We start from the raw sequence: 14,060 nt of genomic DNA, 5'->3' as shown, positions 1-14,060 counted from the left end.
CAAGGAGCCGATTTATGGCCACAGTAACGTTAAAAGGTAATCCAATTCAGACTATAGGCGATTTGCCGGCAGTGGGTAGCAAAGCCCCTGATTTCACTTTAACTGGTGCGGGTTTAGCCGATTTGAAACTGGCAGATTTTGCTGGTCAGCGTGTGGTACTGAACATTTTCCCAAGTGTGGATACCCCAACTTGTGCGACCTCTGTCCGCACTTTTAATAAAGCCTTATCCGGTTTAAGCAACACTGCAGTTGTCTGTGTTTCTGCCGATTTACCTTTTGCTCAGGCGCGTTTTTGTGGTGCTGAAGGTTTAGAACAGGTGAAAAACGGTTCAAGTTTCCGCAGTTCATTTGGCAAAGATTATGGTGTGGAATTTTCTACTGGCCCTCTGACCGGTTTACTGTCCCGTGCTGTCGTGGTTATCGGCACTGATGGCACTGTGTTGTACACAGAGCAAGTAGCTGAAACTGCTGATGAACCTTCGTATGACGGTGCTTTGGCTGTATTAAGTTAAAGTGATGGGATCAGAGTTGCTGACTCTGGTCCCCTTATTTGTACCTTCAATAGAATTTGATGATGCTTATTAAACCTCTTGATCCCTTCTCTGCCCCAGCTGCACATTTATTGGCTTTATCTGACGCTTATATGGCCTCTTTATACCCTGCTGAAAGTAATCATATGGAAAGCCTGGATGCGCTGGCTTTGCCTAATGTATTGTTTTTAGGGGCTTATCTGGATGGTGAATTAGCAGGCTGTGGCGCTGTTAAAATAATGTCGGATGATGGCCTTTATGGCGAAATTAAGCGGGTGTATGTGCTGAACGCTTTCAGAGGCCGTGGTGTATCAAAACAACTGATGCAGGCGCTGGAAACTTATCTTGTTGAGCAAAAGATCCCGTTGGCTCGACTTGAAACCGGTATTTCCCAGCCCGAAGCTTTGGGCTTGTATGAAAAGCTGGGCTACCAGTACAGAGCGCCTTTTGCCTCTTATCAGTTCGATCCTCTGAGCGTTTTTATGGAAAAAACGCTGTAAATTTTTAGATTATTTACCTGTCCCCAAAATAGTTCTGGTGATAATCGCATTTTTTGGGCTAAGCTCCTTGTGCCTGATTGGTGTACGGCTAATCAGGCGTGCTACTCAGAATTCACAAAAACAAGGAGTTTGCCCCATGCATTTTTATTCACCCCAGTTATGGATACTGCTGGCTGCCTCATTGCTGGCAGGTTGCAGCACTTTACCTTCCTCTACGCCGCCAGAACCAACACAAACAGTGACCACAGCTCACACTACAGATCAGACAACTGACTGTGTAGGAAGTATTCAGGCACCTGCTGTTGGCTTAGAGGTAACCTCAGATCCGGAGCTTTTGCAATCCGCTTTAGGGCAGCCGGACAAAGGCCAGCTTTGTATGGGCCAGGTGTTTGTAGCTACAGCTCCTGTAACTGTGTATCGGGTTTGGGATCAGGCGAAAAGCTATACATTATATGGCCGCTGGTGGTCTTTTAGTTTGCCACAAGGCCCAACGGATCAATACAGAGAAGCCAATGCCATTTGCCCTAGCTGGAGTGTACTCAACCAAATGAGCAGTTGTACCTTAAAAATCGGCAGTAAAATTGTGGTAGGGCCAGGCCAAAGTGCAGATTGTGGGGACGGGCTGATTTATCCGAAGTCTGCTGTGAATCAGGTCTATATCAATAACGACTCTCGTAACAATGTGCTTTGGGTTGAAAACTGCGATGCTGGTAGTAACTGGCCGCACTAAAAGTCTGAGTTTTCATACTCCACTCTGGCATTGCTGGAACAGCCGTTTTGTCTGAAGACAGGCGGCTTGTGTTCAAGTTTCCCTCCATTTTCATTTTTAAATCAGTAAAGATTACAGATGTTCACTCAAATATGTTTTTTTGTTCATTTCTTTAATTTATAAATTTGTTTTAATTCAGTGCCTTGATGTATTTATAATATATTTTCAGATCTTGGAAGTGGAGTTCAACTTATTTTTAGTGTACAACTGTGCGCTGAAATTGAGTGGAAGGACCAGTGTGAACAAAACGATCTCTTTATGGGGCCAGAGCCTCTATCGCCAATTTAGTTTAATGCTGGCGAATCAGCCTAAGCTGGGTTACTACCTGCATCCGCTGCTGCGCTGGAATAAGCCCCAGCTGCATCCGGATTATCACAGTGCCCGCATTGTTGATTTTTGCTGGGAAACCGATCAGATGTTAAGTGTCTGGTTAGAGCCTGCATCGTCCTGGGCAGGTTTTACCCCAGGTCAGCATCTTCTGGTAACCATGATGCATCAAGGCCGTTATATCAGCCGCAGTTTTAGTATCAGTTCCTCTTCTGCTGTATTTGCGCGGCAAAAACAAATCCGCATCAGTTGTCGTATTCAATCTCAAGGCGAGTTTACTAAAGCTTTGGCTGCTGGCATTTCTGAATTCACCCATTTGAGTATCAGTGACGCGATGGGCGATTTTGTACTGGAACCTAAAGTGGATGCTGCGCTTGAACAGAGCATAGTGATGGTGGCTGCAGGTTCTGGCATTACTCCACTCTGGTCCATGTTAAGCAGTTTACGCTGCTGGACTTCGCCTGTTGTGTTGTTTTATTGCGTTAAAAATGCAGCGCAAGCCGCCTTTTTGGCGGAACTGAAGCTACTGGCGGCAAAACAGCCTTTATTTGAACTGCAACTGATTGAAACTGCAACTTGCGGCCGGTTGAACTTAGTGCAGCAATTAAAAGCTAAAGCAGGCTTTTCGCTGACGAAGGCTTTTTACTATGTATGTGGCCCGGCGGCGATGAGCCGTCAGTACAAGGACGAGTTGATACAACAAGGCGCGCCATCAACTGCTATTTATACGGAGCTGTTTGGATTGGCCGTGACTGCAGCAGAAGGACCAGTAAAACAAGCCTTGTTTATGCAGCAGGGTAAGTTAACAACAGTGGAAGCCGCTGCAGGAGTGTCGTTATTACAGGCCGCAGAGCATCAAGGACTCAACCCACGCTTTGGTTGCCGGATAGGCGTGTGTTATCAGTGTGTGTGTCAGAAAAAATCAGGCCAGGTACTGAATTTACGCACTGGACAAATCTCAGGTGATGGCCCTGAACAAATTCAGTTGTGTATCAGCGCGGCGCACAGCAATCTGCAAATTGAGTTATAGGATCATGATGAAACTTACAGAACAACAATTGTCGGAACTGGCTGCTGAGCTGGATCAGGTCAAAGCCGGTGTGATGAGTCAGTTGGGTGATAAAGAAGCGCGTTACATCCGCCGTATGTTGCTGACGCAAAGATTAAGCGCCGTCTCTGGCCGCATCCTGATGGTGCTGGGTTTTATCACGCCATGGTTGTGGGTTTTAGGTGTTGCGCTTTTGGCGCTGGCAAAAATTCTCGACAATATGGAAATAGGTCATAACGTCTTGCATGGACAATACGACTGGATGAATGACCCTGTGCTGCATTCTCAACGTTTTGAGTGGGATATCGCCTGTGATGCAGGTTCCTGGAAACGCACTCATAACTTTGAGCATCACACCTACACTAATATCATCGGTAAAGACCGCGACTTTGGCTATGGCTTATTGCGCCTGAGTAATGACTTTCGCTGGCGGCTGCGTAACTTATGGCAGTTCGTCACTTATTTGGTATTGAGCACCTTGTTCCAATGGGGCGTGTCTTACCACGAGTTGGCGGGTGAGCGGGTATTTTTTGGTAAAAAGAAGCCTGATCGGATTAATAGTGTCAGTCACAGCGATTTGAAAAAAGCCTTTTTTGGCAAAGGCGCACGTCAACTGCTTAAAGATTATGTATTTTTCCCTTTAATTGCCGGGCCTATGTGGTTATGGGTGTTAGCGGGCAATTTGTTGGCGAATATTATCCGTAATTTATGGACCTCCACTGTGATTTTTTGTGGTCATTTTACTGCAGATGTTCATACTTTTAGCCAAGAGCAATGCGAAGGTGAAAGCCGTGGGCACTGGTATTATCGGCAAATGCTGGGTTCGTCCAACTTTACCGGACCTCGTTGGTTTCATATTTTAACTGGTCATTTAAGTTGCCAGATTGAACATCATTTATTTCCGGATATGCCAGCTTTGCATTATTTGAACGTAGCTCCCCAGGTAGAGGCTATTGCGAAAAAATATGGCATTGCTTATAACAGCGGCAGTTTTTTACGCCAGTACGCTACGGTAGTGGCCCGGATTATCAGATATTCTTTTCCTGGTGGTAAAGCCACTACTGTATAAAGCGTGGCTGCGCCACCAGAGTAACAAAAGGACAGAACTATGTTATTTGCCGATGTAATGCAGCAGTTTAAATCCGGACAGCCGGATGAGCTGCAAATTGAAGTGCCGGAGCAATGGGGCCAGGGCAGGGCGGTGTTTGGTGGTATGGCGTCGGCTTTAGCTATGGCGCATTTAATCACAGAGCTGCCGGCACAAATCCCGCTGCGCTCAGTGTCTGTGTCTTTTGTCGCACCTTTAAATGCAGGGCCTGCCACTGTATCGCGGCGTATTTTACGTCAGGGTAAGTCAGTCATTCAGGCGATGGTCGAGATTACCCAGCAAGGACAGGTAGCATTAGTATTGCTGGCGAGCTTTGGTGCTGAACGTCCATCGGCTTATCAGATTAATGCAGAAGCAGCGCCAGACTCTGGTACTCAGGTTATGGTATTGCCAAAACAAGGGCCTGCGCCGGAATTTACCCGGCATTTTGATTACCATATCACTCGCGGTGCTATGCCATTTTCAGGGGGCACAGGCACAGAGTTAGGTGGGCTTATCCGTTTTGCTGAAGGTGAAAGTACAACTGTCGGTGTGCTGGAGTTATTGGCCTTGGTCGATGCCTGGCCGCCAGTCAGTTTAACTTTACTAAACCAGCCGGCTCCTGCCAGTTCGTTAACCTGGACTATTGAGTTTATTCAGCCGCATCAGGGCGCTGAAACGCAAGCTCTGACGACTGACTGGTGGTCTTATCTGGCTAGCATTGAACATGGCGCTGATGGTTATCATCATATTGAAGCCAAGTTATGGCAACCGGACGGCCAGTTAGCAGCCATCAGCCGCCAGACAGTGACAGTCTTTGCCTGAACAGCAAGTGCACTTACCCAAAGTAATTGATGTTGCAGCGCGACGACAAGTGTGGGAGTCCCCAGGAGCATAGTAGTCCTATGTGACTGGGGCGAGTAGCGCAGTCAACAAAGCTGCGGCTTCAAGTACGAAGGGTAAGTTGCTTAAAATTTATACTCGCTCGGCGTGGGTGCTTCTGTTATAGTGCGCGCCCTTTTTCCTGTGCCAATTTCTGTATAAATAGAGAGTACCCATTTTTTGAGCAACGCCACTTTTACCAGTCTGCCGTTAGCAGAACATTTATTACAAAGCCTTGAGAGTCTTGGCTACAGTCAGATGACTCCTATTCAGCAACAGGCGTTGCCTGCGCTGTTGGAAGGCAAAGACATTCTGGCCAAAGCCCGCACCGGCAGTGGCAAGACAGTGGCTTTTGCCCTGACCTTGTTGCATAAACTTGCGGTCAAACGTTTCCGTATTCAATCGCTGGTGCTTTGTCCTACCCGCGAACTGGCTGAGCAAGTCGCGCAGGAAATCCGTCGTTTAGCCCGCAGTCAGCACAATATTAAAGTGTTGACGCTGGTGGGTGGCGTTTCTGTGGGTCCACAAATTGGCTCTTTAGAACATGGCGCTCATATTATCGTTGGCACACCGGGTCGGATCCTCGAGATGATCGACCGTAACCTGCTGAACCTATCCGATGTAGAAACCCTGGTGCTGGATGAAGCTGACCGTATGCTGGATATGGGCTTTGCTGATGATATTGGCGTTATTCTGAAAGCTCTGCCTGCGGATCGCCAAACCTTACTGTTTTCAGCCACTTACCCGGACAAAGTGAACGATTTAAAACGTCACTTAAAAGCAGATGCTGTGCAGGTTTTTGTTGAAGATACTGAACAAACTGAAATAGAGCAGAAGTTTATTGAAGTAGAAGCCAACGACAAAATTGCGGCCTTAAAGCAACTATTGTCCTGGCATGGCGCCAAGCCTACGCTGATTTTCTCCAATATGCGCAAAGACACTCAGGATATTTGTGATGAACTCGCAGATGCCGGTTACAGCGTCATGTCATTGCATGGTGACTTAGAGCAGCGTGACCGTGAGCGTGTGCTGATGCAGTTTACCAATCAAAGTTGTCTGATTATGGTCGCGACCGATGTGGCAGCCCGGGGTCTGGATATCAGTGCTTTGCCTTTGGTCATTAACTACGATTTATCCAACGACCCTGAAGTGCATGTACACAGGGTAGGGCGTACTGGCCGTGCTGGTGCTGAGGGTCTGGCTTTAACGCTGGTGACTCCTTCACAAATGGGCCGTTTGGCCGCATTGGAAGATCAACTGGGTTTAACAGCGCAGTGGGCAGAGTTAACGGCTTATCCAGCTAAAGACGCTGTACCAGCGCGCGCGCCTATGCGTACTGTGATGATCGATGGCGGTAAAAAAGACAAAGTTCGCCCAGGCGATATAGTCGGCGCTTTAACAGGTGAACTGGGTTTGTCCTTTGACCAACTAGGTAAAATCAATGTGCTGGCTATGGTTAGTTTTGTAGCGGTACGCAACGACGTGGCGAGTGCCGCATTAAAGCGTTTAAGCGAAGGTAAAATCAAAGGCCGTCAATTCCGCTGTCGTTTTGTCTGACACTAGCCAGCCTTTTGTATGAATAAATCTGAGCCACCTACGGGTGGCTTTTTTTACTTATAGTTACAAAAAGTATCTGATGTAAGAGGAAAAATTACCCGGATGCACTAAGCTCAAAGCGGATAGACACTAAAAAATAAAGAGGCCGCTTATGAACGTTCAACACTTTCTATGCAGCGCTGTAGTTTGTCTGCTGTTGTTTGGTTGTAAACCTGCTGAAACTCAAACCTCTGCTGTTACTCCCGCTGATGCTGTCACTAAAGTGGCAGAAACTCCCTCTGAACCCAAAACCGCACCTTGCCAGCTGAAACTGGGTTTTGAATCCTGGGAACCCTACCAGTATGTCGGATTGGAACAACAAGCCAGTGGACTGGACATTGAAATAGTACAAGCCGTTGCAGGGCGGATGAATTGTACTTTAGTGATGCAACATGGCACCTGGCAGGATTTATTAGGCCAACTGCGACAAGGGCAACTGGATGTGTTGCTAGGCGCATCCAAAACGCCGGCACGTGAGGAATTTGCGTTATTTTCTGAACCCTACCGTGCTGAACAATTTCAGTTGTTTGTTCGCAAAGACGATGCCGACAATTACAACTTTGAGTCGGTGGCTCAAATGGTGGCGGCGAAGCACAAGGTAGGCTTGATCAGCGATTACTATTACGGTGAACAAATCAGTGCTTTGTATAGCGACGAGCAAATGCGTCCACAGTTTGTGGAGTCTTCGATGAGTGAACAAAACATCGCTGTGCTGTTGGATGATCAGGTGGATGCTGTGCTTGAGGATAGTTTTGTTGGTGCCGCTATTATCCGCCGTAAAGGATTAGAGCAACAAGTTCAGCCTCACCCGGTGAAACTGCCTGAAAGTCCTATTTATGTGATGTTCAGTAAATCCACAGTAAAACCAGAGCAGGTCAGTTCCTTTAATCAGGCGCTGCAACAATTAAAAGACAGTGGGGATTATCAACAACTGTTGAGTAAATACCAGAGTTAAGCACCAAACTGGCGGGCCAGCAACGAAGCCGTAAAGCTGGCCTTCAGATAAAAGCCTCTGGGCAGGGTTTGAATAGGTTGGCCATCAGCACCAATAGCAGAAGTTAAGGCTTTGCTGTTGGCTGCTTTGGGCCTTAACTGCAGTACTTTGCCATGAGCACCTTTAATCTGATCGATGCCACCTAACACAATCAGCTCCATTAACTCTTCCCAGTCTTGTTGCAACAGGGCTTGCTGCTCTGCATCCGGGCTCCATAAAAAAGCTGTGCCTATCTGACGTTCAGCCAAAGGAATAGCACGTTCAGCCAGTATGGGCACAAACAACACCTTGCTGAGTTTGCGACAAACCCAGGACTGCTGCCAGTGCAAACCCGTCACATCAGTTAAAGGCGCCACACAAACATAAGTACTTTCCAGAGGTTTACCAAAGCGGTCCACAGGTAAGGTCTTTAGTTCCACACCTAAATGAGGAAAATCAGGTTCAGCTTTGCTACCACTGCTGGCGCCTAATACCAGTTCCAGCAATTGGCCTACACTGCCTTTTTCCCGTTGCAGATTGGCAGGCAGCTGAAGTTGGTAGTGCTCTGCCAACTGGCCTAAAGTCAGGCCTGCAATCAGATAACAACGTTCGAGTAATTCTTCTGTATTTTTGGGAGGCTGGCTCATAAAAGCGTCATAAAAGCAGCAGTGATTCAGGTCTTTCAAAACATTAACATTTTTTGGCATATTTTGCTGTTCAAAAAGCAAACAAAGCAAGTTATGCACAGTTGTAACACTGCTTAAATGGTAATCTTTTCACTATAACCCAATGTTTTTTATGATTATTTTCTATTTATTGGTTGAGTGTTATTCCAGCGATTCAAAGTTATTCAAGAACAAAAACACCCTTATGCACAGCTTTATGAACAGAGCCTGTGTAGAAGTTCACAGTGGGTGCTAATTAATCAGTTAAATTGTGGATAACTCTGTAGAAAATACAATTTGCCGAAGTCGTGACTTTATGAAAGAATCGATGAAACAACAGCTGTAACCAAGCTAGAGGTTTTTGTGATCGACGCTGAAGGCTTTAGAGCCAACGTCGGCATTGTAATATACAACCACCAGGGACAGGTGTTTTGGGCAAGGAGATACGGTCAACATTCCTGGCAGTACCCACAGGGCGGCATTGATGACGGGGAAACCCCGGAGCAGGCCATGTACCGCGAGTTAAACGAAGAAGTTGGTTTACAGCCTGAAGATGTAGAAATTATTGCTGTAACCAAACACTGGCTAAGGTACAAATTACCTAAGCGTTTAATTCGGCGGGACAGTAATCCGGTGTGTATAGGGCAAAAGCAAAAATGGTTTTTGTTGCGCCTGACCTGTAAGGATGAAGACGTAAATCTGTTAAAAACTTCGCATCCGGAGTTCGATGACTGGCGTTGGGTCAGTTATTGGTATCCGGTGCGTCAGGTCGTCGCCTTTAAGCGGGAAGTGTACCGTAAGGTGATGAAAGAGTTTGCCCCTATTGCATTGCCGTATCTTCGTAGAGATGGAAAAAATGAGAAGTTAATCAGAAGGGGTTAGGAATGCTGAGCCAGTTAAGGCGCATAGTGCAGGATGTGGCGCAAGAGCCGGTACTGAATAACGCATTGGCTGGCTTAGTCTCGAACGTAAAAAATGCTCTTAAAACAGAGTGTTGCTCTGTTTATTTAGCCGACTATGAGCAGCAACATTTTATGTTGATGGCCACTGATGGCTTAAATCCTGAAGCCGTTGGCCAAATTTCTATTGGTTTTTCTGAAGGCTTAATTGGTTGGGTGGGTCAGCGTGAAGAGCCAATCAATTTAGCCCAAGCTCATTTACACCCCCGTTTTAAAGTCACCCCTGAAGTCAGTGAAGACCGTTTTTCGGCCTTTTTAGGTTGCCCTATTATTCATCACCGTAAAGTGCTGGGTGTATTGACCATACAGCAGGGGGAATCACGGGTCTTCAGTGAAGACGAAGAATCCTTTTTAGTGACTTTAGGAGTACAGTTGGCCTCTGTGCTGGTGAATGCAGAAATGCGTCAGGCCGCCAGCCAGAATTCAAAACAACATAACAGTACAGGCCAGCTGCAGGGCTTGCCCGGTGCTCCTGGTATCGCCATAGGTGAAGGTTTTGTATTGGAGCCGTCCAGCGACTTTGATGCGATATCGCTGAAGAAAGTCGACGATCCGGAAAAGGAACTGTCACGCTTTTACAAAGCCGTCAAAATTACCAAAGCCGAATTTAATCGTTTAGCTGAACGTATGGCAGGGCATTTGCCGCCAGACGCTTTGGCTATTTTTGATGTGTACCATCAGTTATTAGACGCCGCCAGCCTTGGCAATGAAATTGAAAAACAAATTCACGAAGGCTGGTGTGCTAAAAGTGCATTGAAACGTGTGGTTGAAAAGTTTGCCCGCCAGTTTGACGATATGGACGACCCTTATTTGCGAGAGCGCGGCACTGATATCCGTGATCTAGGCCAAAGGGTACTGAATCATTTGCTCGATACAGAGCAGCGCCATCATAAGTTGCCGGAGAAAGTGGTGCTGGTGGCCGATAACGTCACTGCCACTATGTTGGCTGAAATTCCACGCGCTCAGCTGGTGGCTATTGTTTCTCTGAAAGGCTCAGTCAACTCACACGCCGCTATTATGGCGCGTGCTTTAGGTATTCCGGCTGTGATGGGGCTAGACGAGCTGCCGTTGTTCCACTGGCAAAGTAAACGTCTGATTGTGGATGGCTACCGTGGTCAGATTTTAGTGGCTCCCGCTGAAGCTATAGTGGCTGAATATCAGGCCTTGATCAGTGAAGATGCTCAGTTGAGTGCCCGTTATCAATCAGAGATGCATTTAAACGCCCAGAGTGCCTGTGGTGCGCCTTTTAGCTTGATGGTGAATGCAGGTCTTGCGATTGAACTGGAAAGTACTCAGCCATCCTACACAGATGGTATAGGTTTATACCGTACTGAATTCCCTTTTATTATGCGCAACCGCTTTCCAACCGAAGCGGAGCAGATAGAGCTGTATAAAAAAGTATTAGCCTCACATCCAACCAAAGCAGTAGTGATGCGTACTCTGGATGTGGGCGGTGATAAAGCGCTGCCTTATTTCAGTATTATCGAAGAAAACCCTTTTTTAGGCTGGCGTGGTATTCGTTTAACTCTGGATCACCCTGAAATTTTTCTGGTGCAAATCCGCGCCATGCTGAAGGCCAATATAGGCCAGGGCAATTTGCATATTTTGCTGCCAATGATTTCGGATTTAGCAGAAGTGGATGAATCGCTGCGCTTAATCAAACAAGCCACTTTTGAACTGACAGATGAATTAGCTGGCACTGAGGTGCAACTGCCTAAAGCCAAAGTGGGCGTGATGATTGAAGTGCCGTCCATTATGTATCAGTTGCCTGAACTGGCGCGTAAAATTGATTTCTGCTCTGTAGGTACCAACGATTTAACTCAGTATTTATTGGCAGTTGATCGCAACAACCCGCGAGTGGCTGGTTTGTATGATGCGATGCATCCGGCGGTATTACGCGCTTTGCACCAGATGTCGTTGCAGGCTCAGGGGTTGCAGTTGCCTATGAGTATTTGTGGTGAGCTGGCAGGCGAACCTGCCGGTGTGCTGATTTTAGCGGCTATGGGCTATGACAAATTCAGTATGAACAGCAGTAATCTTGCCAAAATAAAATGGTTATTACGCAGGGTGAATATGTCAGAGCTGCAATTGCTACTGCCGGAAATTCTGGCCTGTCAGTCGCCAAAACAAGTTCGTCTGCACGTACAACGTTTCCTCGATCAAAAACAGCTGTTGAACCAATTGCGTGCTTAACCGGACCAAGGGCTGTTACAATGTTTGACCTTATCAGAATGTGTGTTTGCGTTACTGCGCCACGCTGACTTATTGATTAGAACAGGACTTTTCATAGTGGACTCTTATTTTTTATTCCCGCAAATTGACCCGGTGATCTTTAGCATTGGGCCTGTAGCTGTGCGTTGGTATGGCCTGATGTATGTGATTGCTTTTCTATTGGCGAACTGGCTGGCGAACAGACAAGCGGATAAAGCAGGGTCTGGCTGGACCCGCGATCAGGTCAGTGACTTGCTGTTTTTTGGCTTTTTAGGCGTGATTGTTGGTGGCCGTGTTGGTTATGTGTTGTTTTACAGTTTCAGTAACTTTATCGCTGATCCGCTGTATTTATTCCGCACCTGGGAAGGCGGCATGTCCTTTCATGGTGGTGTGTTAGGTGTGATGGCTGCTATGGCATGGTTCGCCTGGCGCAACAACAAAAAGTATCTTGAGCTTGGCGATTTTGTGGTGCCGCTGCTGCCTTTAGGTTTGGCCTTTGGCCGTTTAGGAAACTTTATCAACGGCGAATTATGGGGCCGTACTACTGACGTGCCTTGGGCTGTGTTATTTCCAAACTCCGGTATGTTGCCACGTCATCCGTCCCAGCTGTATGAAATGGTGGGTGAAGGCATCATCCTGTTTATTTTGCTGCAATGGTACAAACGCAAAAATCCGCCCGCAGGTAATGTCGCAGGTTTATTCCTGCTGGGTTACGGTTCGGCTCGTTTTATTATTGAGTTCTTCCGTGAACCGGACGCGCATTTAGGTTTATTGTCGATGGGTATGTCGATGGGCCAATGGCTCTGTATTCCAATGATAGCAGCTGGCCTTGGCTTGATTGTCTGGGGTTACTCTCGTGAAACAGGCTCTGAAGCTGAAAGTAAAAGCAGTGCAAAAAAAGCAGTGAAGAAAGAGAGCAAGGCATGAAGCAGTATTTAGACTTAATGCGCCATGTGCTGGAACATGGTCATAAAAAATCAGACCGCACAGGCACAGGCACTATCAGTGTGTTTGGTTATCAGATGCGCTTTGATTTAAGTGCGGGCTTTCCTTTAGTGACCACCAAAAAATGTCACCTGCGCTCTATTATTCATGAGCTGTTGTGGTTCCTCAAAGGCGACACCAACATCCAGTATCTGAAGGACAACAAGGTCAGTATTTGGGATGAATGGGCAACAGAGCAGGGCGATTTAGGCCCGGTTTATGGTGCGCAGTGGCGCAGTTGGCAAACGCCGGATGGCCGCACTATCGACCAAATCAGTCAACTTATCCATGACATTAAAACCAATCCGGATTCACGGCGTTTAATCGTCAGCGGTTGGAATCCTGCTGTATTACCAGATACCAAATTCAGCCCTAAAGACAATGCGGCTATGGGCAAACAGGCTTTACCGCCTTGCCATACTTTATTTCAGTTTTATGTGCATGATGGCAAATTGTCTTGTCAGTTATACCAGCGCAGCGCCGACATTTTCCTTGGTGTGCCTTTTAATATCGCAAGTTATGCATTGTTGACCATGATGGTGGCTCAGGTTTGTGATTTAACTCCAGGCGATTTTGTGCATACCTTTGGCGACGCCCATTTGTACAGCAATCACATGGAGCAGGTGAACGAGCAGCTAAGCCGCACACCGCATCCTTTACCTCAAATGAAATTAAATCCGGCTATCAAAGATATCTTTGGTTTTAGTATCGACGACTTTGAGCTGGTCAATTATTTGGCGCATCCTGCGATCAAAGCCCCCATAGCGATATAAACCTGTAGGGGAGGGGCTTGTCCCCTCCCGTCCATATGCTCCACGGTACCGAGTCTGGCGAATTACGGGATTGCAAAAACCGTCAAAAACTTCATGGCATTAATTTTGCTGTGTATCTGACAGTGATCAGCAAGCAACACCAACACCGGGGGCTACAGTGCGAATATTCGGGTCAGTCATTACAGTACTGCTGTTATGCAGCTGCAGTTCTTTGCCGCAAGGGCAAGATCTTGCCGATCCTGTGGAACTCTCAAAAGCGGCGCAGCATCCTCCCTTATTGTTTTATACCGAGCGGCTGGCTGATCAGCTGTTTCACAAATTACAGCCTCTGGAATCCGGCGCTATAGCCGTCACTACTTTTGCTGACGTGCAATTGATGGCTCCTGATACCAGCCGCAATTCCAGCTACAATGCCTCCCTGCAGTTGCAGGAAAGTATGCAAACTGTCGCTACTCAACTGGGGTATCAGGTGAGTGAAATACGTTTAAATGATGCGGTGTTAGTGCATACAGGCTATGAAAATTCGTTAGGACGCGATTTAAGTCTGTTGGCACAAAATCAACAGGCGCGTTATGTGATCACCGGAACCCTGACCGAAGGCGAAGTCTATATCACGGTCAATGCCAAATTAATCGACCTGAAAAGCCAGCAAGTGTTAGCTGCGGCTTCCAGTGTTATTCCTGTAGATGTGTTATGGCCAAACGAACAGTTGCAGTTGCGCCATAATAAGTTGTATCGCAATTCGGAGTCTTAATC

At 47.0% G+C, this 14,060-nt stretch carries 14 protein-coding genes; 13 read left to right on the top strand and 1 reads right to left on the bottom strand.

Annotated features, from left to right (window positions below; translation table 11 throughout):
• The first annotated feature begins 14 nt into the window (after positions 1-14).
• The 8 genes from tpx (at position 15) to P3C17_RS12480 (ending at position 7,694) form a co-directional block, all read left to right on the top strand.
• A complete protein-coding gene (gene tpx, locus P3C17_RS12515) occupies positions 15-512 on the top strand; it encodes a thiol peroxidase (protein WP_300929746.1) in 498 nt (165 codons plus the stop codon).
• Positions 513-571: 59 nt separating this feature from the next.
• Complete coding sequence (locus tag P3C17_RS12510; protein WP_300929745.1) at positions 572-1,030, top strand: GNAT family N-acetyltransferase; 459 nt, start codon at positions 572-574, stop codon at positions 1,028-1,030.
• Between the two features lie 136 nt (positions 1,031-1,166).
• On the top strand, positions 1,167-1,760 hold the full coding sequence (locus P3C17_RS12505; RefSeq protein ID WP_300929744.1) for a hypothetical protein: 594 nt from the start codon (positions 1,167-1,169) through the stop codon (positions 1,758-1,760).
• A gap of 277 nt (positions 1,761-2,037) precedes the next feature.
• The gene (locus P3C17_RS12500; RefSeq protein WP_300929743.1) at positions 2,038-3,156 is read left to right on the top strand and encodes an iron-sulfur cluster-binding domain-containing protein; all 1,119 of its coding nucleotides are present in this window, start codon (positions 2,038-2,040) and stop codon (positions 3,154-3,156) included.
• 4 nt (positions 3,157-3,160) lie between these two features.
• On the top strand, positions 3,161-4,243 hold the full coding sequence (locus P3C17_RS12495; RefSeq protein WP_300929742.1) for an acyl-CoA desaturase: 1,083 nt from the start codon (positions 3,161-3,163) through the stop codon (positions 4,241-4,243).
• A 39-nt stretch (positions 4,244-4,282) separates the two neighbouring features.
• Positions 4,283-5,086 (top strand): thioesterase family protein, encoded by an 804-nt coding sequence (locus P3C17_RS12490; protein WP_300929741.1) that lies wholly within the window; start codon positions 4,283-4,285, stop codon positions 5,084-5,086.
• A gap of 237 nt (positions 5,087-5,323) precedes the next feature.
• A complete protein-coding gene (gene dbpA, locus P3C17_RS12485) occupies positions 5,324-6,700 on the top strand; it encodes an ATP-dependent RNA helicase DbpA (protein WP_300929740.1) in 1,377 nt (458 codons plus the stop codon).
• A gap of 151 nt (positions 6,701-6,851) precedes the next feature.
• Positions 6,852-7,694, top strand: coding sequence for a transporter substrate-binding domain-containing protein (locus P3C17_RS12480; protein WP_300929739.1), 843 nt, complete (start codon positions 6,852-6,854; stop codon positions 7,692-7,694).
• On the opposite strand, the gene mutH is transcribed toward P3C17_RS12480, so the two are convergent.
• Positions 7,691-8,359, bottom strand: coding sequence for a DNA mismatch repair endonuclease MutH (gene mutH / locus P3C17_RS12475; RefSeq protein ID WP_300929738.1), 669 nt, complete (start codon positions 8,357-8,359; stop codon positions 7,691-7,693). The two genes, P3C17_RS12480 and mutH, sit on opposite strands and share 4 nt — an antisense overlap.
• 381 nt (positions 8,360-8,740) lie before the next feature.
• On the opposite strand from mutH, the gene rppH reads away from it, so the two are divergent.
• The 5 genes from rppH to P3C17_RS12450 all read left to right on the top strand — a co-directional run bounded on the left by rppH (position 8,741) and on the right by P3C17_RS12450 (position 14,058).
• The gene (gene rppH / locus P3C17_RS12470) at positions 8,741-9,259 is read left to right on the top strand and encodes an RNA pyrophosphohydrolase (RefSeq protein ID WP_008898589.1); all 519 of its coding nucleotides are present in this window, start codon (positions 8,741-8,743) and stop codon (positions 9,257-9,259) included.
• Between the two features lie 2 nt (positions 9,260-9,261).
• Positions 9,262-11,529 (top strand): phosphoenolpyruvate--protein phosphotransferase, encoded by a 2,268-nt coding sequence (gene ptsP / locus P3C17_RS12465; protein WP_300929737.1) that lies wholly within the window; start codon positions 9,262-9,264, stop codon positions 11,527-11,529.
• A 96-nt stretch (positions 11,530-11,625) separates the two neighbouring features.
• Positions 11,626-12,474 carry a prolipoprotein diacylglyceryl transferase gene (gene lgt / locus P3C17_RS12460; RefSeq protein WP_300929736.1) on the top strand — a complete coding sequence of 283 codons (849 nt, stop codon included), beginning with the start codon at positions 11,626-11,628 and terminating at the stop codon, positions 12,472-12,474.
• The gene (locus P3C17_RS12455) at positions 12,471-13,304 is read left to right on the top strand and encodes a thymidylate synthase (protein ID WP_300929735.1); all 834 of its coding nucleotides are present in this window, start codon (positions 12,471-12,473) and stop codon (positions 13,302-13,304) included. Before lgt ends, P3C17_RS12455 begins: the two co-directional genes overlap by 4 nt.
• A gap of 157 nt (positions 13,305-13,461) precedes the next feature.
• Complete coding sequence (locus tag P3C17_RS12450; RefSeq protein WP_233078070.1) at positions 13,462-14,058, top strand: FlgO family outer membrane protein; 597 nt, start codon at positions 13,462-13,464, stop codon at positions 14,056-14,058.
• The last annotated feature ends 2 nt before the right edge of the window (positions 14,059-14,060 follow it).

This window comes from Rheinheimera sp. 1928-s (assembly GCF_029269265.1).
Lineage (GTDB): Bacteria > Pseudomonadota > Gammaproteobacteria > Enterobacterales > Alteromonadaceae > Pararheinheimera.
Note: the sequence above shows the minus strand (reverse complement) of the source record. Positions and strands in the feature narration are given on the sequence as shown.

What these genes read in the sequence shown, in the direction of transcription:
- ptsP (WP_300929737.1), top strand. Translation starts at nt 9,262, where the DNA reads ATGCTGAGCCAGTTAAGGCGCATAGTGCAGGATGTGGCGCAAGAGCCG.
- P3C17_RS12505 (WP_300929744.1), top strand. Translation starts at nt 1,167, where the DNA reads ATGCATTTTTATTCACCCCAGTTATGGATACTGCTGGCTGCCTCATTG.
- mutH (WP_300929738.1), bottom strand. Translation starts at nt 8,359, where the DNA reads ATGAGCCAGCCTCCCAAAAATACAGAAGAATTACTCGAACGTTGTTAT.
- P3C17_RS12455 (WP_300929735.1), top strand. Translation starts at nt 12,471, where the DNA reads ATGAAGCAGTATTTAGACTTAATGCGCCATGTGCTGGAACATGGTCAT.
- tpx (WP_300929746.1), top strand. Translation starts at nt 15, where the DNA reads ATGGCCACAGTAACGTTAAAAGGTAATCCAATTCAGACTATAGGCGAT.
- P3C17_RS12495 (WP_300929742.1), top strand. Translation starts at nt 3,161, where the DNA reads ATGATGAAACTTACAGAACAACAATTGTCGGAACTGGCTGCTGAGCTG.
- P3C17_RS12480 (WP_300929739.1), top strand. Translation starts at nt 6,852, where the DNA reads ATGAACGTTCAACACTTTCTATGCAGCGCTGTAGTTTGTCTGCTGTTG.
- P3C17_RS12510 (WP_300929745.1), top strand. Translation starts at nt 572, where the DNA reads ATGATGCTTATTAAACCTCTTGATCCCTTCTCTGCCCCAGCTGCACAT.
- P3C17_RS12490 (WP_300929741.1), top strand. Translation starts at nt 4,283, where the DNA reads ATGTTATTTGCCGATGTAATGCAGCAGTTTAAATCCGGACAGCCGGAT.